The sequence below is a fragment of the Bacillus sp. DX3.1 genome, assembly GCF_030292155.1.
Classification (GTDB): Bacteria; Bacillota; Bacilli; order Bacillales; family Bacillaceae_G; genus Bacillus_A.
Genome location: NZ_CP128153.1, coordinates 4,958,580 through 4,983,775, shown reverse-complemented (window position 1 = coordinate 4,983,775; position 25,196 = coordinate 4,958,580). Strand labels below are relative to the sequence as shown.

The window sequence follows — 25,196 nt, the reverse complement described above, 5'->3', positions numbered from 1 at the left end:
AAGAGGGGGTGCCAGTAAGACATGAAGGGATTATTTAAAGGTCTAAAGTATACGCTTAGTAACTTAAGCAAGAAAAAGGTAACGTACGATTACCCGAATCAGCCATTGCCATTACCGGATCGCTTCCGCGGTATTCAAAAATTTTATCCGGAAAAATGTATCGTTTGTAATCAATGTGCAAATATTTGCCCAACTGACTGCATTCAATTAACCGGGAAGAAGCATCCAGGCCCTACGAAAAAAGGGAAAATCATCGATACGTATGATATTAACTTTGAAATTTGTATTCTTTGCGATTTATGCACCGAGGTTTGTCCAACAGAAGCGATCGTCATGACAAATAACTTCGAGCTTGCTGAGTATACACGAGATGATTTGTTTAAAAATTTACAGTGGCTCGATGAAAATGATGAGAACGTCAGAAGGGAGAATAAAGCATGAGCGGTGAGTTGGTAGCGTTTTTAGCATTGTCCTTAACGGCGATTATAGGCGGTATTCTTATGTTGAACTTAACGAAAGTGATGCATATGATGCTCGCCCTTGTGTTTACGTTTCTTAGTATTGCAGGATTGTACTTTTTGTTATCGGCAGAGTTTGTAGGGGTTGCGCAAATTTTGATTTATTCCGGGGCAGTTACGATTATTATGATTTTCGGCATTATGCTAACGAAGCATAACGCCGAAAGTGAAGCGAGCTTTAGTCTCCGCAAATTGGTCGTATTTCTTGCAGTTGTAGCATTTGGTGCAGTGATGTACTTTGCTGTTAATAATATCGAGTTTACAGACCGCAGTACGCAGGGTGGGTTAGCGCTTCATGAGGAAAATACACTTCAAATTGGAACATTGCTGTATTCAAAATATATTATCCCATTTGAATTAACATCGGTTATTTTACTTGTTGCACTTATTGGAGCAATTGTACTTGCGAAGAAGGATGAGAAGGAGGAAGATTCCCATGAGTAGCGTCCCAGCTTCCGCGTACTTAACCCTTGCGATTATCCTGTTTTGCATCGGTTTATTCGGGGCTTTAACAAAGCGTAATACGGTCATTGTATTAGTGTGTATTGAACTAATGTTAAACGCAGCGAATTTAAATTTAATTGCTTTTAGTAAATTAGGCTTTTTTCCAAACTTGACGGGACAAATCTTTTCACTGTTTACGATGTCTGTTGCGGCGGCGGAAGCGGCGGTGGGACTTGCGATTTTAATTGCGCTATATCGCAACCGTGCAACGGTGAATGTAGATGAAATGGATTCACTAAAGCATTAACATTGTGACCGAAAAGGGGGAAGGAAACAATGATCAATTACGCATGGCTCATACCGCTTTTCCCGCTTGCCTCATTTCTTTTGCTCATTATGTTCGGGAAGAAACTGAAAGAAGGAAGCAGTTTACTCGGCATTCTCCTTGCATTTCTTTCCTTTGTGGGTGCGGTACTTGTATTAATAGAACGATTCTCATCAGGAACGGTCAAACAGCAATGGGTATGGCTACAGCTTAGTGATGTAGATATTTCGTTTGGTTTTGAGATTAACGCATTGAATGCCTTAATGCTCTTTATTGTTACACTTGTCAGTTTACTCGTACATGTGTATTCGAAAGGATATATGCATGATGAGGAAAGGCTTCCTGTTTTCTATGCATACTTAGGGTTATTTACCTTTGCGATGCTGGGGCTTGTCATCTCCACAAACTTATTGCAGCTGTATGTATTTTGGGAGCTAGTTGGACTTGGTTCGTTCTTACTCATCGGCTTTTACTTTTTTAAAGAAGAAGCGAAAGCTGCTGCGAAAAAAGCATTTATTATGACTCGCATTGGAGATGTTGGCTTATTTATCGGGATGATCTTACTCTTTTGGCAAACTGGTAGTTTTGAGTATGATGCAATCTTTAAGGCAGTTCAATCTGGAGAAATAGCACCTGCAATGATTACGCTCACTGCGATTTTAATCTTTGTCGGTGCGATGGGGAAATCCGGTCAGTTTCCGCTGCATACGTGGTTGCCAGATGCAATGGAAGGACCGACGCCTGTATCGGCACTTATTCATGCAGCGACGATGGTAGCGGCTGGGGTGTATTTAGTAGCAACGATGTTCCCACTTTTCTCCGCAAGTGCTGTAGCGATGCAAACCGTCGCTGTCATTGGCGCCTTTACCGCGATTTTTGCAGCATCCATTGGGCTTGTGCAGACGGATATTAAACGAGTCCTCGCGTATTCCACAGTTAGTCAGCTTGGCTATATGATGCTCGCTCTTGGCTCGGCTGGATACGTTGCAGGTGTCTTTCATTTAACGACGCACGCTTTCTTTAAAGCATTACTTTTCTTAGCGGCAGGAAGCGTCATTCATGCGGTGCATACGCAAAACATTAAAGAAATGGGCGGATTGCATAAGAAAATGAAAGTAACCGGGACGCTCTTCTTGATCGGTACGCTGGCCATTAGCGGAGTTCCACTCTTCTCAGGATTCTTTAGTAAAGATGAAATTTTGATGGCAGCGTGGATGCACGGCAATTACGGTTTATTCGTCCTTGCGATCATCGCGGCTTTCTTTACAGCGTTCTACATGTTCCGTTTATACTTTCTTGTCTTTACAGGAGAGGCTCCTGAAGAGCAAAAGAATGTGCACGAATCCCCGCGCGTGATGACGTTTCCGATGATTGTCCTCGGTGTCCTCGCCGTGTTGGCGGGTTACATCAATACACCGTGGTTCGGAACATTCCTTGGGGATTGGCTTACAAAAGATGTCCAGTTTCAAGTCGAGAAAAGTCATGGTCCTATCTGGATTATGGTTGTTGCGACGCTTATTTCACTAGCAGGTATTTTCTTGGCGTACCTCATGTATGGAAAACGTTCTATTTCCAAGGACTGGGCTGGCGGAAAAGAAACAATGACGTACAGCATATTGAAGGAGAAATATTATATAGATGAAATCTATAGCACTGTGGTACTCCCGCTCGTAAAAGGAATTGCGATTGTACTTCGTTTTTTTGAAACATATATCGTTGAAGGAATCGCACGATTGATTGGCGGTATAGTACGAGGTACTAGTAGCGGTGGCTCCAAATTACAAAATGGGAAGGTACAAATGTATGGAACAGTGACTGCTGTTTCTTTAGCGGCATTAGTTGTCATTCTGTTATTTACAGGGGGGTATTGGCAATGAATGCATTCTTATTATCATTCTTCATTTTTTCACCGCTTCTTGGTATTCTCATGCTCGCGTTAACACCTAGCAAAGAGGTAAGAGCGGCGCGAGGTTTCGGCCTATTTGGAACGTTGTTTCCGCTTGGCATCGCCATTGTTCTAGCCAGTACATATGCTTCCGGAAAGAGCTTAACGATGTTTGCGGAAAAGGTAAAATGGATTCAATTTGGGCGTTTTCCAGATGTGGATAAAGAATTTTTTTCCATTTACTATGAGCTTGGCATCGAGGGTTTTTCACTTGTGATGATGTTCTTAACGGCGCTTTTGGCAACACTTGCTGCGATAAAGGCGTTTTCGATTCAGAAACATATAAAAGAATTTTATATGCTGCTACTAATACTTGAGATTGGTATGTTAGGTGTCTTTGCCGCAGAAAACTTACTCTTGTTCTTCGTTTTCTTTGAAATTACATTGCCACCGATGTTTTTACTAATTGGAAAGTGGGGGAAATTGAATAGCGAAAAAGCAGCGTATAGCTATTTAATCTATAACGGCATTGGTTCCGCTATTTTACTGATTGCCTTTTCTATTCTCTTTGCGAAAACGGGTACAACGAATATTACAGAGCTAAAAGAGATTTTGACAGGAGCTGAAACGACATCTACCGGCATTATTTCAGATTCCTTGCAGCTTGGTTTATTCCTTGCTCTTATGATTGCATTTGCAATTAAGCTGCCGGTATTTCCGTTGCATCGCTGGATGGTGAATGTACACGTACAAGCCCATCCTGCGGCAGTTATGCTACATGCAGGTGTTCTGCTGAAGATTGGGGCATATGGGATTGTCAGGTTTGGGAAAGGGTTATTTCCAGAACAGTTTAACGACTTTGCAATGGTGTTTGCCATTTTAGGTGTGGTCAACTTGCTGTATGGTGCGTTTTTGGCACTGGTTCAAACGGATTTCCGAAAAGTGTTAGCCTACTCTAGTATTTCTCATATGGGAATTGTCTTAATGGGATTGGCTGCACTCAATGTAGCGGGTATGAAAGGCGCGTTATTTCAAGTGGTGTCCCACGGTTTAATTGCCGCTTTACTGTTCTTCTTGCTCGGCATGATTGAGGAGCGCTTTGGGACTTCTAACATAACCAAGCTTGGTGGCTTGACAAAACAAGTACCAGTGCTGAGCGGCTTTCTATTAGCCGGAAGCATGGCTTCGCTCGGCCTTCCGGGCATGTCCGGATTTGTTAGCGAATTTCTCGCATTCCTTGGATTATTCCAAGCAAAGCCGATCATCGCTGCGATTGGAGCACTTGGCATTATTTTAACAGCGGTATATGTCCTTCGGGCTACCTTGCAAGTTACATTCGGAAAAGGGAACTCGGAGCCGAAGCGGGATGTGCATGGCTGGGAATACGTTCCGATTGTTTTGCTTCTCGCTTGTATTATCGTGATAGGTGTTATACCGGAAATGCTGGGAATGCCGCTGCAAGACACCGTAAAAATGCTGGGAGGTAGATAGGATGGATATGAATACACTACTTAGCTTATCGTGGCATTTAATGACGCCGGAATTTATCCTTTTCGGAGCTGCCATCCTTCTCTCACTGTTTGATTTATTTTTAAAACCTAGCTTTGATCGTCGCTACTTAGCGATTGGAGCGATTGGTGCAATCATATTATCACTTGTAGCTTTAATTTCACTGTATAGTGAGCCAGCTGGAGACATTTTAAACGGCTCATTCGTACTAGATGGATTTTCAAAAGGTTTTAAAACATTATTACTACTTGGAGCAATTCTCGTCTTATGTATGGCGATGAGCGATGATAAAAGGTGGCCAATTCAAGATAAAGGAGAGTACTATTATTTGTTTTTAACAGCTCTTCTCGGGGCGCTGTTTATGGCGTCTAGCGTAGATTTTATTACACTCTTTATCGGCTTGGAATTGCTATCGTTGTCTTCGTACATTTTAGTAGGTATACAAAAGGGAAATCGTGCTGCCAATGAGGCGGCGATGAAATATGTCATTAACGGCGGAATCTCTACGGCAATTACGCTGTTTGGAATGAGCTATTTATACGGTATGACGGGATCGACAAATATAATGGATATGCAGCGCCTGTTTATGCAAGGCGTGGATGGAAACATACAGCTTCTGTTAGCATTGGCCTTCTTGCTTCTGTTCGTTGGTTTGTCTTTTAAAATTGCGACAGTACCGTTTCATATGTGGGCACCAGATGTATATGAAGGAGCGGGGACGCCTGTCACCGCATTTCTAGGGTCAATCTCCAAAATCGCTGGTTTTATTATGATTGTCCGGCTGTTCCTCATGGTTTTTGCCGGCATACCTGTTAATAGTAGTACACAATCACTGCTTGGTAATATGAACATTTATATCGCAGTCCTGGCCGGAATTACAATGATAATTGGTAATACGGCGGCGCTAAGGCAGCACAACGTAAAGCGTCTGCTTGCCTATTCTGGCGTGGCACATGCTGGTTACTTGCTTGTTCCCTTTGTAGCACTATCACCGTTTATGATGGACAGCATGTGGTTTTATATGTTGGCTTATCTTCTGATGAACATCGGAGCTTTTGCTGTTATTCACGGATTAATCTTACAAAGTGGAAAAGAAAATTTGGAAATTTTCTCGGGTTTGTACAAACGATCTCCGTTTGCCGCCGTTATGATGACCATCTTTATTTTATCTTTGGCGGGGATTCCAGGAACAGCTGGTTTCATCGGAAAGGTGAATATTTTCTTAGGTGCATTTTTCGTAGAGCCGGCACATTATGTATTAGCATCAGTCATGATGGGAACAACGGTTATCTCATTTGTATATTACTTCCGCATTTTGCAGCAAATGTTCTTTCGAAAGGGAAATACGGAAGAACAAGTGAATCTTACATTCAACTTGAAAGTCGTTATTAGTTTTTGTGCGATTGCAACTTTGGTGTTAGGAATTTTACCAGCAATCGGCTACAATTTCTTTTATGAATATTTTCCATTAATGAAAGATTTCTTCTTTACTGGGAACGTGGTACAATAGTGAAAATAAAAAAGTGTAGAGATTAACTCTACGCTTTTTATTTTGGTGCAATGGGAAAAGGTAAAACTTCCATTAGCGGAGAGATGTTATCTCTCCGCTAATGGTGAACTCTTGCCAACCGGACTCCTATAGGTAGTTATTCACCACCTAACTTCTTTACTTTTTGTAAATTTTAAGGTGGGGATCATACTGCCTATTAGGGCCGGATAAAGTGAAGCTTCCATTCATGAGGTTTTTGTATTCTGAGTGGTAGGCTAAACAAAAGGGGGCGATTTTTTTGGCGCATCTTTTAGGGCAACAAGCACTGATTGCGATTGTGTCGCATTTACTGTTTATTACCATTACGTGGTGGGCATTGCAAGGCCTCCATATCGAACGCCTGATGAAAGCGGGAAAAGTACTGCAAACAAGGATCCTACTCATTCTTGTTACGATTGCAATCGGGACATCTGTCAGCAACTTTTTCCTTGATTATTTAGGGTATTCAAAGAGTTTAACGTATTTAGTAAAGTAAGCGTATAGAACCTCATATCTCCGTTAACAATGGGGATAGGAGGGGATGAACGTGAGAAAGTTACAAGTCATTCTTATTGTTATCGTAAGTATTGTCGTATTCTTAGTGGGATATAAAGAGATAAAGCCCATAAGTGACGAAGAGAAGATGGAGAGTATGATTGCAGCTCTTGAAAAAAATGGAGCACAAATGGAGCGGTGGTCATGGCTAGCACGAGAAACAAAAACCATTTCTAACATACATACGTTTCAAAATCTGCTAAATGAAGTGAAAGAAAATGCGAATATTCAAAATTGGGAATTAGAAGAATCCCACGATGGATATAAAGCAACCTCATACAAAAAATTTTCTTCCTATGAAGAACGAATAGTAGTAACGTGGACAAAGGAAAATACTAAAGAAAACACTTTCATTATTTTTGAAATAAGTGGGTCAAAATGGGACTCTGAAATCGTTCGAAAAATGGATAAAATTTTTAGTACAAAACCTACAATTTATACTTGTGTTCAAGGTGTACTGGATGATAAGATTGAAGGTGTTTTGCAAAATAAAACCAATGAGGTTTTGAAAGATCTTTCAGCAAGAGCGATCGAAGAGATAGAAGAAAGAGCATTTGTGTCAGTCTCCGCATACAATAAAAAGTGGAATGACGCTCTTTCAACAAATAGAGAGAAAATCAATGTGCAAATAGCAATACGTTCTATAGACAACAAAGATATAATTGTGGTTGGCACACCGATCATAACTTCTGAGTATTGAATAGATATTGAATAAAGGACACGGAGGGGAATAATTTGGAAAAGATCATCGTCCGTGGCGGAAAGCGGTTGAACGGCACAGTGCGTGTAGAGGGCGCAAAAAATGCTGTATTACCTATAATCGCTGCAGCCCTATTAGCGAGTGACGGAAAGAATGTACTATCTGAAGTACCGGTTTTATCTGATGTATACACAATTAACGAGGTGTTACGTCATTTAAATGCTGAAGTCGTATTTGAAAACAATCAAGTTACAATTGATGCTTCAAAGGATTTAAACATTGAAGCTCCATTTGAGTATGTACGTAAAATGCGTGCATCTGTTCTTGTAATGGGACCACTATTAGCACGTAATGGTCGTGCTCGTATTGCACTTCCTGGTGGCTGTGCAATTGGTTCACGTCCAATTGACCAACATTTAAAAGGCTTCGAAGCAATGGGAGCAAAAGTAAAAGTTGGTAACGGATTTGTTGAAGCATATGTAGACGGTCAATTACAAGGCGCAAAAATTTACTTAGACTTCCCGAGTGTAGGGGCAACAGAAAATATTATGTCTGCAGCTGTATTAGCAAAAGGGACAACAGTAATTGAAAACGTAGCGAAAGAACCAGAAATCGTAGACTTAGCGAATTTCTTAAATGCAATGGGAGCAAAAGTACGCGGAGCTGGAACTGGCACGATTCGTATTGAGGGCGTTGAGAAATTATATGGTGCAAATCATTCTATTATTCCTGATCGCGTAGAAGCAGGAACGTTTATGGTTGCAGCTGCAATTACAGGTGGAGACATCTTAATTGAAAATGCTGTACCAGAACATTTACGTTCTATTACAGCGAAAATGGAAGAAATGGGTATTAAAGTTATCGAGGAACACGAGGGCGTACGCGTTATCGGTCCAGATAAACTAAAAGCGGTTGACATTAAAACAATGCCGCACCCAGGTTTCCCAACAGATATGCAATCACAAATGATGGCATTGTTATTAAAAGCTGACGGCACAAGCATGATTACAGAAACGGTATTTGAAAACCGTTTTATGCATGTTGAAGAATTCCGCCGTATGAATGCAGATATCAAAATCGAAGGTCGCTCTGTTATTATGAATGGACCAGGCAACTTACAAGGTGCAGAAGTAGCAGCAACAGATTTACGTGCTGCAGCTGCATTAATTTTAGCTGGTTTAGTATCAGATGGTTACACTCGTGTAACAGAATTAAAACATCTTGATCGTGGATATGTAAACTTCCATGGTAAGTTAGCGGCATTAGGTGCAAATATTGAACGTGTAAACGAACAAGTAGAAGAAGTGACAGAACAAAAAGTATCTGATCTTCGCGCTTAAGGGGAATAGTCTCTATGTCTTTCTGACATAGAGGCTATTTTTTTTGGGCTATTACTGTTATAGTCAATAACTTTCTTATTTATGCATGTTCACCTGAAAATAGTTAGAAAATTCTTTCCTTTAAAGTTATACCTTGATAGGTCCCAATTTTCTAGTGGCTTTTTCGAGAAGTTCCTCGTACTCTGTTCTAAAAGTTTGTTTCTTTCCATAAGAATGAAATGAATCTAATTTCATAGCGGGGGAAAAAGATGAACATTTCAAAGCCACTTTTTGTTACAGTTGCGCTCTTAGTAGCGTTAGTCATTATCGTACCGAGCATGCTTGTGATTCCGTTTACGAAAGGGAAAGAAAACGAATCGAAAGTAGCTGCGAATCCTCCAGCCGTGCAAAAACAGCCAGCTCCTGCCAAGACAAACACCGCTGTGCAAGTTGATGTGTATCGCAGCGGGCAAAAGAAGGTAGAAACAGTGCCCATGGAAGATTACGTCGCAGGTGTAGTAGCTGCTGAAATGGGGGCAAACTTCGAAATGGAGGCATTAAAGGCACAGGCATTAACAGCGCGGACATTCGTTGTGAAGCACATGCTCAGCGGAAGTAAACAGGAAAACAAAGCGGATGTAACGGATACGGTCGCGAACCAAGTGTACAAAAGCAAAGCGGAGCTCAAAGAGCAATGGGGCAAGAGATACGAAAGCAACATGAAACGGATTGAAGAAGCGGTCTCCAAAACAGCCGGACAAGTTTTAACGTATGAAGGAAATCCAATCACAGCATCCTTCTTCTCAACGAGTAACGGCTATACAGAGAATGCTGCCGACTACTGGGGCAACGACTATCCGTATTTGAAAAGTGTAGACAGTCCGTGGGATCAAGCTGCTCCGAAATTTACGAGTGAACAAACCTTTACCGTAGCTGACTTTCAAAAGCGCCTTGGTGTGAAAACACTAGGAAATGGAAAGGTTGGTGCCATTAAAGGCCGTACAGAAGGAAAACGCGTCAAAGAAGTTGAGTTTCAAGGGAAAGTATTAACAGGAAAAGAAGTCCGTGAAAAGCTCGGACTACGCTCCTCTGACTTTACGTGGAAACAACAAGGAAGCAACATTATCGTAACAACGAAGGGATACGGTCATGGCGTGGGCATGAGCCAATTTGGTGCCAATGGTATGGCGAAAGAAGGAAAAGGTTATACAGACATTGTTGCTCATTATTATAAAGGTGTAGCAATTAAGACGATGAATGAGTATGAGGGAAAGTTAATGGCAAGGAAATAAGGCATGGCGCTGTGGCGTCATGCTTTTTGTCATGTTTTGTAGAAAACAAAAGAAATGTTGTTGGCTTTTGTCTCGTTTTGTTGTGTTATAATACAGGTGTATGTGTATATATAAGAATAATACAGGGGGAATGCAATATGATGATGGATGTACCACTTCTCATTCCGACAATGATGGAACGAGCGGAGAAGTATTTTTCAAAGAAGGAAGTTGTCTCACGCACTGCATCGCGTATTCAAACATTAACATACGGAGAGATTGCAAAGCGGACAAGGCGGCTTGCTAGTAGGCTAAGTAAAATGGGGATTGAGACTGGTGACAAAGTTGGCACAATCGCTTGGAACCATCACCGCCATTTAGAAGCATACTTTGCGATTCCGGGAATCGGAGCTGTTTTACATACAATTAACTTACGACTTTCAGCAGAACATATTTCGTACATCATTAACCACGCTGAAGACAAAATCATTCTTGTTGACGAAGATATGGTTCCAATACTTGAAAGCATTCAACACGAGATTCCTCACGTTAAAGCATTTATCATTATGACAGACGATGCTACACTACCTCACACAACATTATCACCAGCCTATCATTACGATACACTACTCGAAGACGGCGACGAAACATTTCCATTTATAAAAGACTTAGATGAAAAAGCACCTGCGGGCATGTGCTACACTTCTGCAACGACAGGAAAGCCAAAGGGTGTCGTTTATACGCACCGCAGTATTGCGCTTCATAGCTACACGTTAGGACTTGTGGACGGCGGTAACATATCAGAAGGAGACACTTGTATGCCAGTCGTTCCTATGTTTCATGTGAATGCATGGGGACTGCCGTTTGCGGGTACATGGTTTGGTACAAAGCTCGTACTACCAGGGCCACATTTTAATTCGGAAATTTTAGCCGGGCTTATTGAACAGGAAAAGGTAACCATTACTGCCGGCGTGCCGACAATTTGGATTGGCTTACTGCAAGAGCTCGAAAAGCATTCCTACGATATTAGTAGTGTCCGCACCATCTGGTCAGGTGGATCAGCAGCGCCAAAAGGTATGATTCGCACATATGAAGAGAAATACGAGATTGCTTTCCGCCAAATTTACGGGATGACAGAAACGAGCCCAGCTGTTGTCATTAACTGTCCGAAGTCATATCAACGTGACCTGCCAAAAGAAGAATATTATGATTTGCGTTCCCGCCAAGGTTACTTATTCCCAGGTCTTGAAATGAAAGTCATCGGTCAAGAGGGCGAAATTAAGTGGGACGGCGAAGAAATGGGCGAGCTTTGTCTGCGTGGACCATGGATTGCTGGTAGCTATTATAACGATGAGCGCACGGAAGAAGCGATGAAAGATGGTTGGTTGTATACAGGAGACATTGTAACAGTTGATTCAGAAGGGTTCATTAAAATTGCCGACCGGACGAAAGACTTAATTAAAAGCGGCGGTGAATGGATTTCTTCCGTTGATTTAGAAAACGCCTTAATGGCACATGATAAAGTATTAGAGGCATCGGTTGTTGCTGTTCCACATGAAAAATGGCAAGAGCGTCCGGTTGCCTGCGTTGTTCTGAAAGAAGGACAAGCAGCCCTTCAAGAAGAGCTTTATGCATTATTAGAAGATCAATTTCCAAAATGGTGGATGCCAGATGATATTTTATTTGTCGATGAAATCCCAAAAACATCCGTCGGTAAATTTTTGAAACGGGCACTGCGTGATCAATTGAAGAGTTATATGGTGAAATCGTGATAATGAAGAAGTTGGATTGCGCCGTTCTTATATTGGTGATTGAATTATAAATGATAGGTAGACAGAAAAGGAGCTAATGCTACATTAGTTCCTTTTTATTTTTGTAATAAATGTAATAATTTTCTATCTTGTATTTGGTATAATATGATAAAAAAGCAATCTGGAGGAGAAAGAATGGCGTTATTCGAGCTAAAACAATTGGGGAAGACAAATCAGTTGCCAACGACTCAGCTCAAAATTGAAAAGGGACAATGTGTTGTGCTGCAATGTAACAATCATACTGCAAAGGTTTTACATAGCCTTATTATTGGGGCAGAGGAGGCATCTACAGGGAGCGTCTTGTTTGATGGAGAGCCGCTTCGAAAACAAGTCTATTCGCGCATTGGCTTTTGTTTTTTGAAAGATGAAGCATATGACCGATTGAAAGTGAAAGAATATTTCGCCTTTTTATCAGGTTTATACGAATCGAATGTATCCGTCGAAGAGGTTGTTCAGTACGTGGGACTAGTCGATAAGCTAAATATCAAAATCGAAAAGCTGACATTTTCTGAAAAACGACGTTTGCATATTGGCCGTGTAATGATTCATAACCCAGATCTGATTATTTTTGAAGAGCCTGAACAAAATGTCGATATAGAGAGCACGATTATGATTCGAAAGGCGATTATGAAGTTAAAAGAGCAAGGAAAAGCAATCTTTATTACATCAGCGTTTTTATCTGACGCACTTTCTTTAACAGAAGATGTGTATGTACTCCATCAAGATGGTGTTAAAAAAGTTGAAATTGAGCAAGAAGAAAACGAAGAAGTAGATGCAGAAAAAGTTGTTCAAATGATCCCGCAAATGAAGCTAGAGCGAATTCCAGCTAAAGTGAACGATAAAATCATTTTAATTGATCCGACAGAGATTCATTTCATTGAAAGTCAAAATGGAACATCGCACATTCATGTTCGTGATGGGGACTTCATGTGTACACTCACATTAAGTGAATTAGAAGAACGTTTAAAAGGATTTGGCTTCTTCCGCTGTCATCGCTCTTACCTCGTGAATTTACAGCGTGTACGCGAAGTCATCACCTGGACACGGAACAGTTTTAGTTTAATTTTAGATGATGAACGAAAAAGTTCCATTCCCCTTTCCAAAGGAAGGATGGATGAATTGAAAGCTGTCATCGGCCTATAAATGTATGTTGCATTTACCATGATGAGAGAAAGACAATTCCCCTTTTGTATGGAATGGTTCATATATTGCCTCATTCAAGGGTAATATTGCTCCAATGGTCTTATAAGCTGTTCCAATGAGATAAAGTTATACGCCATTCACCGGTAAAAATACTCCTTTTACCGGCATTTTACTGCGCAGCCCCTTTGTTCCTCATATGATTGAGTCAAGAACAGCGCAAACAAAAAGCGAAAGCGGCTAAGCAAGTTGCTGAAGCGAAATGTAACTTATAAAAGAAAAAACAAAGGGGATGGCGAAATGACATTGGCAATTGAAATGAAGGATGTAATGAAAACCTTCAAGGAAAAAACAGCACTTCGAAATGTGAATATTGAAGTGAAGCAAGGCGAAATCTTTGGATTTCTTGGACCGAGTGGATCGGGCAAAACAACAACAGTGAAAATATTAACTTCCCAATTACTTCATAGTGTAGGAAGAGTGAGAGTGCTAGGGAAAGATATTACAGGACCAAGTAGCATCGATTATAAACGAATCGGTATTTTAACAGATAACAGTGGCTTATATGAAAGACTCAGTATTTATGATAACTTACTATTATTTTGCGATTTATACGACTGTAAAAAAGAACGGATTGATGAAGTGCTAGCGCAAGTGAACTTATTAGAAGATAAAAAAACACCTGTTAAAAAATTATCAAAAGGGATGAAGCAGCGTGTTACGCTAGCACGAGCAATTTTGCATAAACCAGATATGCTGTTCTTAGATGAACCAACGTCTGCACTTGATCCAGTGAACGTCCAAAACATTCATAAAATATTAAGGGACTTAAATGCAGAAGGGACAACGATTTTCTTAACAACACACAATATGGATGAAGCAGAAACGCTCTGTGATCGCATTGCCTTCTTATGCGGCGGGGAAATTGTCGCGCTTGATACACCAGAAAACTTACGACTCAAGTATGCGAAAGATAAAATTGAAGTTGTTTTAAAAGATAAGAAAAAAGAAACAGTGCAAAAAGATGAGCTAGGGGCAAAACGTATTTCTGAGTGGATGAAAAACGGCGAACTGCTATCGATTCATTCTTATGAGCCAACATTAGGAGATATCTTTATCGAAGTAACTGGGAGGGGATTATAATTATGACATTTTCAATGAGACGATTTTCAGCAATTCTTCGGAAAGAAGTACAGGATTTCAAGTCCAATTCACAAGTTTTAATGATGCTAGTATTACCTATTTTCATGGCTTTTCTTTATAGTCGAATGGGTCAGATGCAAGGAGGGGCAGTAAGCTTAACGACAATTATGTCATTGGTTTTTATTGGTGGATTTGTGCAAGCGATGATGATTGCAGAAGAAAAGGAAAAACATACGCTTCGCGTCCTTATGTTGTCACCAGCGTCGGCCTTTGAAGTGTTAATTGGAAAAAGTGCATTAACAGGAATCATGACTGTAGCGGTATGTTTTATAAATTTATTTATTTTAGACAAACTGGAAGGAAACATTGCGCTTTTATTATTGATCTTTGTATTTGGAACAATCTTATTTACTCTAATTGGAACATGTATCGGACTGCTTGCTCAAAATGTACCGCAAACTTCAATTATTGGGATGCCAATACTATTCTTCTTTTTCCTTGCTGACCTGTTGGAGATGCTTGTGAAAAATGAAAGTATAAAAACAGCATTCCAATATTTACCGACTAAAAATATTAGCGAAGCAATCAGCAGTATTATGAAAGGAGAAGGCTTCAGCGCAATCTCGAACAACGTATTAAACGTAACAATTTGGTTAGTTGCAGCTCTTATTATTAGCCTCTTCATCTACAAAAAGAAACAACTAGACTAAAAAACTGAGCCAATGAGCTCAGTTTTTTGATTATTTTATCATTTCCTCGGAAATTTTGTAATTCCTATACATATTTTTACAAACTTTGTCGAAAGATAATTAGTTATAAGTTGTATAGGATGGGGTGATTTTGTTCAAAATGATTGCTGAGGTGATGATAGAATGCGAGGAAGGGATAATAAAAAGTCTCGAAAGGTAGTTCATTTATTTCAAAAACGGTGGGTATTTCCGGCATTATACATTGCGTGTGCAGCGGTAATTTTGTCGGTTGCTCTATGGTTCCAGGCGACTAATCCGAAGAAAACGCCTAATAAAGAGCAAGCAACGCCGTATAGTCAAGGTGAAAATCCTGCAGTACCCGTAACAAAATCTTCAGAAGTTGTGAAAATGCCTGTTGCAAAGGGCACAGAAGTTGTTGTGAAGAAGAAGTTTTATGAAGATGGAGTAGCGGCAGAGGAACAAGAAGAAGCACTTGTCTTTTATAACAACACATACTCTGTAAATCGAGGAATCGATATTGCTGCGAAAAATGGAAAAGAATTTGATGTTACAGCAGCTTTAAGCGGTACGGTAACGAAAGCGGAAAAAGATGCGCTTCTTGGTTATGTGGTAACAGTCGATAATGGAAATGGTATTACGACGTTTTATCAAAGCTTAGGCAGTGTGAAAGTAGAAAAAGGTGCGCAAATTGCACAAGGTGAAGTACTAGGAAAATCCGGTCTAAGCGCAATGAACAAAGAAGCAGGATCTTACGTCCATTTTGAAGTACGTAAAGATAACGTAGCTGTAAATCCAGAGCGTTACCTGAATAAGTCTGTTGCAGAGGTAAAAGCGGAAGCAGGCGCAGCAAAATCAACAAACGGCTCTGGTAATGAAAAAGCAACAGAAGAGCAATCAACAAATGGCTCAGCTGAAGACAAGCAAAAAGAAGAAAAATCAACAAACGGCTCAGCTGAAGACAAGCAAAAAGAAGAAAAATCAACAAATGGCTCAGCTGAAGACAAGCAAAAAGAAGAAAAATCAACAAACGGCTCAGCTGAAGACAAACAAAAAGAAGAAAAATCAACAAATGGCTCAGCTGAAGACAAACAAAAAGAAGAAAAATCAACAAACAGCTCAACAGAACCATCTAGTGATTCTTCCTCTACACAAGAATAAAACGAAAAAAATCAATTCCCTCTAAGGGAATTGATTTTTTTATTATTATATAAAAATAATTTGGTATCACTAGCGTTGCATTAAAATAGCTTGCATTTCAAAAACGTTCAAAATCTTCAATAATATTGTTTTATGCATAGAAAAAGTCCTTTATAATGGATAAAGCCAGGTGGTACCCTGTCCAAATCCACTAAAAAGGACCAAACACATGGACAAGATTTGCACATCAAAAAATTCTATGGTCAAAGCGAATGGGCGATTCAAAATCAAGTATTCATTGCACTCATCATCTACTGCCTGTATGTACTCGTACAGATCCAAACGGAGAGTAAACGTAAAATCCTGCAAATTAGCCGATACTTAAAGGCTACGCTTTGGAAATCCGCACATATCTGGATCCGGAAAATTGAAGGGAAAGTTGTACCATAACAAGCAAAAGGTCGACGTCACTCAAGTCTAACTGTAAATAAAAACCAAATGGATAAGGTCACCTTTATTGAAGTGTTTCCTTTTTTGGTTCTGGACAATAAAAATAAATAAAATGAATTTTCAATCATTATTTACAAAACGCTAGTGTTAAAATTATTATAAATAATTTTTTAAAAAGGAGTTTGTTTTGATAAACTCCTTTTTATTTTAAGGTATAGTCTGATTAGAGTTAACGTGTATATAACGAAGATTTGTTGAACTCTTTTTAATGAATGGACCGGTCAGACCATTGATAGTATTTTCTGTTGCAGTAAATGCTCCGTGGTATTGCCTATGAATGATTGCGAAATAATCTAACTTGCTCCCATTTTTACTTTCATACATATTATCCCATATTTTCACGTTATCACCGTATGAAGTAGCTACAAAACTTTGACTAAAACCCTTTAATATGTTATTTCTGATTGAAATATGATTTCCTCGTGTAATAAAAGCATGATTGAAATTTTCAATATAATTATTTTCAAAGAGAATATGTTCAGCGGTGGAGTGTGTACCAAACCCACTATTTCCTACTGCCAATGTGCCTTTTTTATATCCAAAGGCTTTTGAATAGGAAACTGTTCCATAACGAGATGGTGTATCTCCGGAAAAATCTACCCCACGCCTCACTTTTTTAAAGGTGCTAGTTGTAATGACGTTTCCGATTCCCCCGTAATCTTGTATACCATAGCCAGTTGGTATTTCTTTTGTTGTACCTAGTTCTACATAGCTATTTGAAACATATGTATGAAATGTTTTGTTTAGGAGAATACCTGTTATTTTAGAATTTATTACAGAAATACCTTCTATTCTGGCGTTGCTCGCATAATTTATTTTTAGCATTGTTGTATCTTGAGGTTTTGGGTGCTTGAATGAAATGTTATATAACTCTAGATTTTGTTCAGGATATGTGGTGGCTGTAACTTTTTCCCCTTCTTGTATTTTATAATATTCACTTGTTGGACTTTCAAGATACACTTTATTTCCCTGGATTTTTGTGATTTTATGTAATTCACCTTTAGTCAAATAACGCCGATTATCCCAATACCATAATTTATCAGACTTTAAATGTAGTAGATCACCGATTTTCATTCCTTCTGTACTTTCTAATACAACATAAGATTGATTAGGGGTAATTGTTTGTTTTACATAAGTTGATTTTACGGGGTCATTTTTAAAAATAAGTGCACTATCTTTATTTTTTTGTAAAATTATAGCTGGTTTTCCGTTCTTTTTACTTGTTTCAATTTTAATCGAATGATTGATAATAAGAGGTTTATCAATGAGATAAGTAGCACCACTTTTTAAAATAAGGTGTGAACCACTGTTAATGGCTTTTTGTAAAGCTTGTGTATCGAATTCTTTACCAAGTCCAGTTGCTCCAAATTGCTCAGGCGTAATAGGTGTATAATAAAAAGTTTTTGAATTAGAGGAGTTTCGCAAATGGTTTAAGGTATTGAAAAAAAATACACTGAAAAAAATACATAGAACTAGGTATATCCACTTCTTTTTATAAAGGTTTCTCATGTTCTCTCTCCTTATAAAAGCTCTTGATGCTATCATTTTTTTGTTAATTAGTATAACTGTGGCCGCTGAATAGAATTGAACACTTTCACTAAATAAGTGTTCAATTTTGCATAATGCTCACAACATAATGACTATAAACTTAATAGATACGATTTTATCATATTTTTTATAAACTAAAGTTACATTAAAATTTAAATAGTGGGTTAAAACTCTCTTGTATCCCTTGTGTTAGAGACATTACAAGCTGTCTGTGAGAAGCGAGAGGCAAAAGGAGTTATCCTCCATAGCGATCAGGGATCCGTCTATACTTCTTATGCTTTTCAGAATTTAGCCGAAGAAAAAGTGAATCATTTCATGCATTATTATAATCACATACGACCGTTTAAAAAATTAAACTACCTGTCCCCGATTGAGTATAGGGGACAGGTAGCATAGGTGTTTATTCCTGTCTCACATTAGTGGTCCAGTTCAAAGACTAAGGCTAGATAACTAGGGCTTTTTGCGCAACTACACGAAACGGAAAGCCTGCATGCACTGAGAGATTGTTTATTTGATGATCAACTTCAAGATGAAGTAAACTTAGATTCCATCAGTGTTTCACAGCTATCACGCCGATTAAACGGAATGAATCCGGATGTATTCCAACAGTTATTTCTTGATTTAGTCGTTCAAATTCATCAAAAAACGAACTACTCAAAAATCGTCATGCCTCTAAAAATTATTGATTCGAGCACTTTACCGCTCAATCTAACGAATCATAAGTGGGCAGAATTCCGTAAAACGAAAGCCGGTGTGAAACTGCATTTACGCCTAGTGTTCATAGGAAAAGGCGTATCCTATCCAGAAAAAGCTATACTTACAAATGCGAAGGAACATGACCGTGGTCAGCCCGAATTTATGGTAGACGACAAAGCTTGCATGTACGTTTTTGATCGTGGTTATTTGGATTATGAACGATTTGATCGTATGACAGATGAGGGCTATTTTTTCCTTTCTAGGCTACGTAAAAATGTGGTCGTACGAGAAATTTATGACTTTAAAACACCCGAAGATTCCTCTGTTTTATCGGATCAAATGGTACTCATTGGAACGACGCAAAATCGCGCAGAAAACTTTTTTCGCTTACTAAAAGTCGTAGATTCAAAAGGGAATATGCTTCATTTACTTACCAACCGCTTTGATTTAGAGCCTGAAAAAATTTCGGATATGTATAAATCGCGCTGGGCGATTGAACTGTTTTTCAAATGGATAAAACAACATTTGCACATCAAAAAGTTCTATGGTCAAAGCGAATGGGCGATTCAAAATCAAGTATTCATTGCACTCATCGTCTACTGCCTGTATGTACTCATACAGATCCAAACGGAGAGTAAACGTAAAATCCTGCAAATCAGCCGGTACTTAAAGGTTACGCTTTGGAAATCCGCACATATCTGGATCCGGAAAATTGAAGGGGAAGTTGTACCATAACAAGCAAAAGGTCGACGTCACTCAAGTTTAACTGTAAATAAAAACCAAATGGATAAAGTCACCTTTATTGAAGTGTTTCCTTTTTTGGTTCTGAACGATAAAAATAAATAAAATGAATTTTCAATTATTATTTACACAACGCTAGTGATTTGGTATACGTAAAAATATAGTAATAACAAGGAAATTGGACGAAATTCTCGAATATATATAAGGAAAAGGAGGGGATTCCACTGTCGTTCGTATTTGTCCTTTCGATTGCTCTTATTTTATTGGTTATTTTATTCTTATTATATTATTATATCGCCAGTAAGAAAGAAGTTCCCCACCAGAGTCTTTGCGAGGAAAAATTAGATCGAGAGGAATAATGTTTGAGTGTGCATTTTATATAAGGTATAACATATGGTAAGAATCCTTTTCGTTCAAATTATAAAATGAGAAGTTAGCATTAGGAATAAACATCCTAATGCATTTTTTTATGTTTAGGGGATGTGATTATCCATTTATTCCCGTGGTATAATTCATGTAGAATTTTATTATGCCCATTTATATTTAATCCGTACATAAATAAAGAAAAATGAGTGTGTGTAAAAAATCATCATTTCTAAAAGTTAATTTTGATTTAGGGGGGCTAAAGATAGTGAAAAATTGTTTTTATTTATAATAGATATCTTATTACTTGTTGACGGAGGAGAACATGACAAAGACGTTAGATATAACACTTAAAGATGATAACATTATTCGAGTTTTTGACGATTACATCGGAAGAATTATTAGTAGTACGAAAGATTATTATGAGAAGGAAGCTTTAGAGTATTTTAGCGATTATATACCTGAGAATGGAGTAATATATGATATTGGTGCAAATATAGGAAATCACACAGTGTACTTTACAAAGTGTTTTAATCCGAAAAAAGTTTATGCCTTTGAGCCAGCTGAAAAAATATATGAAATATTAAAATATAATATTAAAGTTAATGGATTAGAAAATTTGGAAACTTTTAATTATGCAGTTGGGGAAAAAAGTGGAAAAGCTTCGTTGAATTATAATCAAGAAAATACAGGAGCGTCTAATATACAATTAAATAAAAATGGAGAGATTAAAGTAGTTTCACTAGACGACCTCAATCTTGAAGAACCAGACTTAATAAAAGTCGATGTAGAGGGATTGGAATATGAGGTTATTAAAGGAATGGTGAATCATTTAAATAATGCTAGTCCAGTGCTTTGGGTTGAAATATTTTCGGAGCATTATCCTAAGGTAGACGAATTGTTAAGTAGTATGAATTACATTCAGGTAGATAGATACTTAGATAATTATGTGTATATAAAACCAAAAAATTATGCTGACTTAGAAAATATAGCAAATACATTTAAATCAAAACCTTTAAGACGTTTCACAAATAGAATTCAAGAACTAAATTTTAAATATCGAAATGTAACAGAAGGAATGCAGAAGTTGAAAAATGAGATAAGTAAGGTTGAAAAAAATTATAATCAAATAAAAGGGATTAATGGAAACCTAGAAAACAAACTAGCGTTATTAAATGCTGATAATGAAGCTTTAAAAGAAAAACTAAAACTACTCAAAGTAGTAGAAGAAAATGAAAAAGAATTGAAAGTAGAGAAATTAAATAAACAGCATATAAAAGAGAAGAACGAGTTATTAAATGAAATTACAGAGCTAAAGGCGAAAAGTACATTTTTATTAGATGTAATGGAAAAGGATAAAAAAGAAACTGAAATTCGATTTCATCATTTGAAAAACATAGAAGACTCACTAACAAAGAAAATAGAAGCGCTCATTCAAAAGGAGGATAGACATGCCGATAAATATCTTTCTTTACTAGCTGAAAAAGAGGAGAAGATTAAGCTTCTAGAAGGTAACTATGCAAAAGTAGAAGAGAAATCTGGGTTAGATGAGGAAAAACTTGTAACGATAAAGAAGAAGCTACATATTACTAAGGAAGAAAATGAAAGATTAGCTGTTGAGAAAATAAATCTAGAGGCAGAATTACAACAAGCAATCATTGATAATATTTGCCTTTTAAATAAAGAAGAGGAATTGCTTTCTAAAATAGAAAATGAAGTTGTATTAGAACGTGAAAAATTAATGGATAGCTGTCGAAAGCTTGAAAAAAGAAATCAAGAGTTATCCAATAACTATCAGAATCTACAAGAAGCAAGAGATGCTATCGCTATAAATTATAATAGTCTTCAAAAGGAGTACGAGCAGTTATTCAAAGCATCCCAGAAAATTGAGTATGATCGAAAAGTTATAAATTTTACTTATGAAGCTCTGCAAAAAGAACATGAGCATTTAGTACAAAACTATAACAACCTTCAAAGTGAGAATCGGGTGTTATTAAAGGATCTGAAGGATTATAAACAAAAGTATGAAAAAATTAAAGGAAAATATACAGCCTTAAAAAATTCCAGACTAGGAAAGTTGACCTTAAAATACTGGGGGCTATTAAAAGGGTATAAGGATTCCAAAGAACAAGAGACTAAAAAGTAACATGAATACTTTTCGTGTTTTATATGTAAGTCAAAATATATGAGAGTGTTACGAGTAAAACTTGGCTAGGAGAGAAACAATGAAAAACTTACTATTTCATAGGATGGAAAATATCGCAAAAGAAAAGATGTATTATAAGAATCGCCTAAAGTCTTTTGATACTAATATGCCATCGATAGATTCTATAACAAAAACATATCAAATGGTTTTAAAACGAGAGTACTTTAAGTTAAATGGACAGGTAGATGTTGAAAATCAAGAACGAGGAATTACAATTACCTCTTCTCTACCAGAAGATCGGCATGAGTATATTTTTTGTGAAAATAAAGAGTTTAAATCTAAGCTCTTTCAATATTTCTACAAATATCAAAATAAAGAAATGGAACTTTTTTGTTCAGGTTTTAGTTCTGGAAAATGTAGTGCAGAGGTCCATATTATATTTTTAAAAGCAGATGGTAAAAAAATTGATCAGACAAAAGTAAATATAGGAAAACGTGTGTGCTTTACTGTTCCAAAATTAGATAAAAGTGATCAATTAAAAATAGGAATACGTTTAAGACGAAATGGAGCGGTTTATTTACACAACCCATTTATCTGGGTACGTGAAGATAATACAAGAATGAACCTAGATGTTCCAAAAAGAAAGCTTAAAAATATAAGAGATTTAAATGTTATTTTCATTGCAGATGAATTTACAACTAGGTCGTTTGAGCCTGAGTTTAACCTTATCAAGGTTACTCCAGATAATTGGGAGCAAGAGTTATTAGAGGTTGAACCAGATCTATTTTTCTGTGAGTCTGCTTGGTTTGGTAATAATGGAGATTGGCAAAATAAGGTAGGAACTGGTGGGTCTCGTGATAATAAAATTTTATTGCAGTTATTACGATGGTGTAAAGATAGAGAGATTCCAACGATTTTTTGGAATAAAGAGGATCCTTTTCATTACAATGCGTTTATTAATACTGCAAAGCATTTTGATTTTGTATTTACTACGGATGAAAATTCAATTAGGAAATATACATCTGAAGGATGTAAAGCAGTTGCAGCATTGCCATTCGCTGCACAGCCAAAATATCATAATCCAGTTGAGAGATTTGAACGTAGAGATAAGGTCGTATTTGCAGGAGCGTATTATGGAGATAAATTTCCTGAAAGAAAACGTGCAATGGATAATATGATCAATATTTCGGGGGAATATGGTTTAGATATTTATGATCGTAATTATGATAATCCGACATCTCCTAATAGATTCCCGGAAGAATTTAAACAGTATATTGTCGGAACATTAAAAGGAGATCAAATCGATCTTGCTTATAAAGGTTACAAAGTTTCTTTAAATGTGAATAGTATCATTGATTCACCGACGATGTTTTCAAGAAGAGTATTTGAATTACTTGCTGCTAATACTCCTGTAGTTAGCTCTGAGTCGTTAGGGATTAAAACGATGCTTGGGGATTTAGTAGTTGCTTCATCAGACTATCAGGAGCTGCAAATGCGAATAAGGTTGTTGTTTGAAGACGAATATTTTTATAAAAAGGTTCGTTTACATGCATTAAGAGAGGTTTTATCACACCATACTTATCATAACAGAGTTAGGGATATGTTAGATTATATGAGCTTTTCTTATAAAAAAGAAGAGTTACAAGTAACAGTAATTGGGGTTGTGAAGAGTCATAAGGACTATGAAGAATTAATGGAGCAATTTCATAGACAACAGTTTCAAAATAAAAAATTAGTAATTCTTTTGGATATTTTCGAGGGTTACTTAAAAATATTTAATACGAATAATAATGATATGGTAAAGACATACTTAATCGACTATATCCATCATTATGAAAGTATTAACGATATAATTGAAACAGAATATTATGCTCCGTTTCATTTGCAAAATTATTACGGTGAACATTATTTGACAGATATGATGCTGGCAACTTCATATACAGAGAAAACAATTATTGTTAAAAAGCAAGGACCTGAATATACATATGTGACGAATGGGAATATGGATCAGTCATTATTGTACAAGGAAGCAAGTAAATTGTTGAGCCCATTGGAGTTTGTAAATCAGCTTACAAGTCGTTCACAGCGATCTTTAGATAACTTGTTTAAGTACGGATTTAGATTCTTTAATATTGATGATTTTAATGTAATTGGCAATTATAAAAGCAGAAAGGGCATAGATAATTTTATTCGTAAAATAAATATCTAATTTAGGTGACAATCATGAAGAAAATAGCGTTTATCGGAAATGATTTAAAATTTATTTCTCATATTATCAATTTTTTTGAAACAGAGCTAAACTATGAAGTACGGATTGACCAATGGCAAGGTCATGAACAGCATGATGTCGAAAAAAGCCTTGCAATCATAGAGTGGGCAGATATTTTATTCTGTGAATGGGGATTAGGAAATGTTGTTTGGTACCAACAGCATAAGAAAGAACATCAAAAGTTGTTTGTGCGTTTACATCGTTTTGAGATGAATACGAAGTATCCTGCCATGTTTGATTATAGTAAGATTAATAAGCTTATAGCAATTTCTCCGTATATTTATGAAGAGTTTCATCGAGTAGCAAAAGTGCCACGCGAAAAAATGGAAGTTATTTATAACGCTGTAGAGATTGATAGATTTAATACATCTAAAAAAGCAGGATCAGAATTTAACTTAGGAATCATTGGAATAGTTCCAAAGCTGAAAAGGATTGATCGAGCATTCGATATCTTTGAAAAGTTATCTTATCAAGATAATAGGTACCGTTTATTTATTAAAGGAAAACATCCAGAAGAGTTTAGCTGGGTTTGGAATAATCCAGTTGAAAGAGAATTCTATGACAAGGTGTTCGATAGAATTGAGCAGTCACCCTTTAAAGATCATATATCTTTTGAAGGATGGGGAGACGTTTCAGAGTGGTTAACCAATATAGGATATGTATTATCAGTGAGTGATTATGAAAGCTTTCATATGGTCCCTATTGAGGGAATGGCATCTGGAGCGTATCCGATCGTTTTGAGAAGAGAAGGAGTAAACACTGTGTTCCCTCAAAAATACATATTTGAAACGACAGATGAAGCTGTTAGATTTATTGAGATAAATAAATTGAATGATAGTAAGCAATTGAAACAATTTGTTGAGGAAAAATATTCATTGAAAAAAATCTCTTTTGAAATCGATGAGCTAATGGAAAGAAAATAAGTGTA

20 protein-coding genes and 3 pseudogenes are annotated in these 25,196 nt (G+C 37.3%); 22 read left to right on the top strand and 1 reads right to left on the bottom strand.

Annotated elements, in window-relative coordinates:
* Positions 1-21 precede the first annotated feature (21 nt).
* From nuoI to QRE67_RS24910, 16 genes and pseudogenes are all read left to right on the top strand, one after another.
* A complete protein-coding gene (nuoI, locus tag QRE67_RS24985; RefSeq protein WP_286122839.1) occupies positions 22-441 on the top strand; it encodes an NADH-quinone oxidoreductase subunit NuoI in 420 nt (139 codons plus the stop codon).
* Positions 438-962 (top strand): NADH-quinone oxidoreductase subunit J, encoded by a 525-nt coding sequence (locus QRE67_RS24980; protein ID WP_286122838.1) that lies wholly within the window; start codon positions 438-440, stop codon positions 960-962. The genes nuoI and QRE67_RS24980 overlap by 4 nt, the downstream gene beginning before the upstream one ends.
* Positions 955-1,269 (top strand): NADH-quinone oxidoreductase subunit NuoK, encoded by a 315-nt coding sequence (nuoK, locus tag QRE67_RS24975; protein WP_286122837.1) that lies wholly within the window; start codon positions 955-957, stop codon positions 1,267-1,269. The genes QRE67_RS24980 and nuoK overlap by 8 nt, the downstream gene beginning before the upstream one ends.
* A 29-nt stretch (positions 1,270-1,298) precedes the next feature.
* Positions 1,299-3,164, top strand: coding sequence for an NADH-quinone oxidoreductase subunit L (gene nuoL, locus QRE67_RS24970; protein WP_286122836.1), 1,866 nt, complete (start codon positions 1,299-1,301; stop codon positions 3,162-3,164).
* Complete coding sequence (locus tag QRE67_RS24965; RefSeq protein ID WP_286122835.1) at positions 3,161-4,663, top strand: NADH-quinone oxidoreductase subunit M; 1,503 nt, start codon at positions 3,161-3,163, stop codon at positions 4,661-4,663. The genes nuoL and QRE67_RS24965 overlap by 4 nt, the downstream gene beginning before the upstream one ends.
* 7 nt (positions 4,664-4,670) lie before the next feature.
* On the top strand, positions 4,671-6,191 hold the full coding sequence (nuoN, locus tag QRE67_RS24960) for an NADH-quinone oxidoreductase subunit NuoN (protein WP_286125375.1): 1,521 nt from the start codon (positions 4,671-4,673) through the stop codon (positions 6,189-6,191).
* Between the two features lie 277 nt (positions 6,192-6,468).
* Positions 6,469-6,705, top strand: coding sequence for a DUF1146 family protein (locus tag QRE67_RS24955; protein WP_286122834.1), 237 nt, complete (start codon positions 6,469-6,471; stop codon positions 6,703-6,705).
* Positions 6,706-6,861: 156 nt separating this feature from the next.
* Positions 6,862-7,464 (top strand): YwmB family TATA-box binding protein, encoded by a 603-nt coding sequence (locus QRE67_RS24950; protein ID WP_483298720.1) that lies wholly within the window; start codon positions 6,862-6,864, stop codon positions 7,462-7,464.
* Positions 7,465-7,499: 35 nt separating this feature from the next.
* Positions 7,500-8,804: a UDP-N-acetylglucosamine 1-carboxyvinyltransferase gene (murA, locus tag QRE67_RS24945; protein WP_286122832.1), complete on the top strand. Its 1,305-nt coding sequence runs from the start codon at positions 7,500-7,502 to the stop codon at positions 8,802-8,804.
* Positions 8,805-9,052: 248 nt separating this feature from the next.
* Positions 9,053-10,075 (top strand): stage II sporulation protein D, encoded by a 1,023-nt coding sequence (gene spoIID / locus QRE67_RS24940; protein WP_286122831.1) that lies wholly within the window; start codon positions 9,053-9,055, stop codon positions 10,073-10,075.
* Positions 10,076-10,212: 137 nt separating this feature from the next.
* Positions 10,213-11,826 carry a long-chain fatty acid--CoA ligase gene (locus QRE67_RS24935; protein WP_286122830.1) on the top strand — a complete coding sequence of 538 codons (1,614 nt, stop codon included), beginning with the start codon at positions 10,213-10,215 and terminating at the stop codon, positions 11,824-11,826.
* 174 nt (positions 11,827-12,000) lie between these two features.
* The gene (locus QRE67_RS24930) at positions 12,001-13,008 is read left to right on the top strand and encodes a LytTR family transcriptional regulator DNA-binding domain-containing protein (protein ID WP_286122829.1); all 1,008 of its coding nucleotides are present in this window, start codon (positions 12,001-12,003) and stop codon (positions 13,006-13,008) included.
* A 297-nt stretch (positions 13,009-13,305) separates the two neighbouring features.
* Positions 13,306-14,148, top strand: a complete 843-nt coding sequence (locus QRE67_RS24925; RefSeq protein WP_286122828.1) for an ABC transporter ATP-binding protein — start codon at positions 13,306-13,308, stop codon at positions 14,146-14,148.
* A gap of 2 nt (positions 14,149-14,150) precedes the next feature.
* On the top strand, positions 14,151-14,858 hold the full coding sequence (locus QRE67_RS24920) for an ABC transporter permease (RefSeq protein ID WP_286122827.1): 708 nt from the start codon (positions 14,151-14,153) through the stop codon (positions 14,856-14,858).
* 162 nt (positions 14,859-15,020) lie between these two features.
* Positions 15,021-16,016, top strand: coding sequence for a stage II sporulation protein SpoIIQ (gene spoIIQ, locus QRE67_RS24915; protein WP_286122826.1), 996 nt, complete (start codon positions 15,021-15,023; stop codon positions 16,014-16,016).
* 213 nt (positions 16,017-16,229) lie between these two features.
* Positions 16,230-16,445 (top strand): annotated as a pseudogene (locus QRE67_RS24910) (IS4 family transposase); the annotation flags it as partial.
* Between the two features lie 207 nt (positions 16,446-16,652).
* Here QRE67_RS24910 and QRE67_RS24905 read toward each other — a convergent pair.
* The gene (locus QRE67_RS24905; protein ID WP_286122825.1) at positions 16,653-18,014 is read right to left on the bottom strand and encodes a pectate lyase family protein; all 1,362 of its coding nucleotides are present in this window, start codon (positions 18,012-18,014) and stop codon (positions 16,653-16,655) included.
* Positions 18,015-18,233: 219 nt separating this feature from the next.
* Here QRE67_RS24905 and QRE67_RS28730 point away from each other — a divergent pair.
* From QRE67_RS28730 to QRE67_RS24880, 6 genes and pseudogenes are all read left to right on the top strand, one after another.
* Positions 18,234-18,449: pseudogene (locus QRE67_RS28730) on the top strand (IS3 family transposase); the annotation flags it as partial.
* Between the two features lie 60 nt (positions 18,450-18,509).
* A pseudogene (locus QRE67_RS24900) lies at positions 18,510-19,484 on the top strand (IS4 family transposase); the annotation flags it as partial.
* Between the two features lie 230 nt (positions 19,485-19,714).
* Positions 19,715-19,849 (top strand): ABC transporter ATP-binding protein, encoded by a 135-nt coding sequence (locus tag QRE67_RS24895; RefSeq protein ID WP_286125374.1) that lies wholly within the window; start codon positions 19,715-19,717, stop codon positions 19,847-19,849.
* A gap of 329 nt (positions 19,850-20,178) precedes the next feature.
* Entirely contained in the window at positions 20,179-21,999 is a 1,821-nt protein-coding gene (locus tag QRE67_RS24890; protein WP_286122824.1) for an FkbM family methyltransferase, read from the top strand.
* 79 nt (positions 22,000-22,078) lie between these two features.
* Complete coding sequence (locus tag QRE67_RS24885) at positions 22,079-24,208, top strand: CgeB family protein (RefSeq protein ID WP_286122823.1); 2,130 nt, start codon at positions 22,079-22,081, stop codon at positions 24,206-24,208.
* 14 nt (positions 24,209-24,222) lie between these two features.
* A complete protein-coding gene (locus QRE67_RS24880; protein WP_286122822.1) occupies positions 24,223-25,191 on the top strand; it encodes a glycosyltransferase in 969 nt (322 codons plus the stop codon).
* The last annotated feature ends 5 nt before the right edge of the window (positions 25,192-25,196 follow it).

Bases quoted from the DNA above. Each gene is read 5' to 3' on its own strand.
- nuoI (WP_286122839.1), top strand. From the start codon at position 22: ATGAAGGGATTATTTAAAGGTCTAAAGTATACGCTTAGTAACTTAAGC.
- QRE67_RS24980 (WP_286122838.1), top strand. From the start codon at position 438: ATGAGCGGTGAGTTGGTAGCGTTTTTAGCATTGTCCTTAACGGCGATT.
- nuoK (WP_286122837.1), top strand. From the start codon at position 955: ATGAGTAGCGTCCCAGCTTCCGCGTACTTAACCCTTGCGATTATCCTG.
- nuoL (WP_286122836.1), top strand. From the start codon at position 1,299: ATGATCAATTACGCATGGCTCATACCGCTTTTCCCGCTTGCCTCATTT.
- QRE67_RS24965 (WP_286122835.1), top strand. From the start codon at position 3,161: ATGAATGCATTCTTATTATCATTCTTCATTTTTTCACCGCTTCTTGGT.
- nuoN (WP_286125375.1), top strand. From the start codon at position 4,671: ATGAATACACTACTTAGCTTATCGTGGCATTTAATGACGCCGGAATTT.
- QRE67_RS24950 (WP_483298720.1), top strand. From the start codon at position 6,862: ATGATTGCAGCTCTTGAAAAAAATGGAGCACAAATGGAGCGGTGGTCA.
- spoIID (WP_286122831.1), top strand. From the start codon at position 9,053: ATGAACATTTCAAAGCCACTTTTTGTTACAGTTGCGCTCTTAGTAGCG.
- QRE67_RS24935 (WP_286122830.1), top strand. From the start codon at position 10,213: ATGATGATGGATGTACCACTTCTCATTCCGACAATGATGGAACGAGCG.
- QRE67_RS24930 (WP_286122829.1), top strand. From the start codon at position 12,001: ATGGCGTTATTCGAGCTAAAACAATTGGGGAAGACAAATCAGTTGCCA.
- QRE67_RS24925 (WP_286122828.1), top strand. From the start codon at position 13,306: ATGACATTGGCAATTGAAATGAAGGATGTAATGAAAACCTTCAAGGAA.
- QRE67_RS24920 (WP_286122827.1), top strand. From the start codon at position 14,151: ATGACATTTTCAATGAGACGATTTTCAGCAATTCTTCGGAAAGAAGTA.
- spoIIQ (WP_286122826.1), top strand. From the start codon at position 15,021: ATGCGAGGAAGGGATAATAAAAAGTCTCGAAAGGTAGTTCATTTATTT.
- QRE67_RS24905 (WP_286122825.1), bottom strand. From the start codon at position 18,014: ATGAGAAACCTTTATAAAAAGAAGTGGATATACCTAGTTCTATGTATT.
- QRE67_RS24890 (WP_286122824.1), top strand. From the start codon at position 20,179: ATGACAAAGACGTTAGATATAACACTTAAAGATGATAACATTATTCGA.
- QRE67_RS24885 (WP_286122823.1), top strand. From the start codon at position 22,079: ATGAAAAACTTACTATTTCATAGGATGGAAAATATCGCAAAAGAAAAG.
- QRE67_RS24880 (WP_286122822.1), top strand. From the start codon at position 24,223: ATGAAGAAAATAGCGTTTATCGGAAATGATTTAAAATTTATTTCTCAT.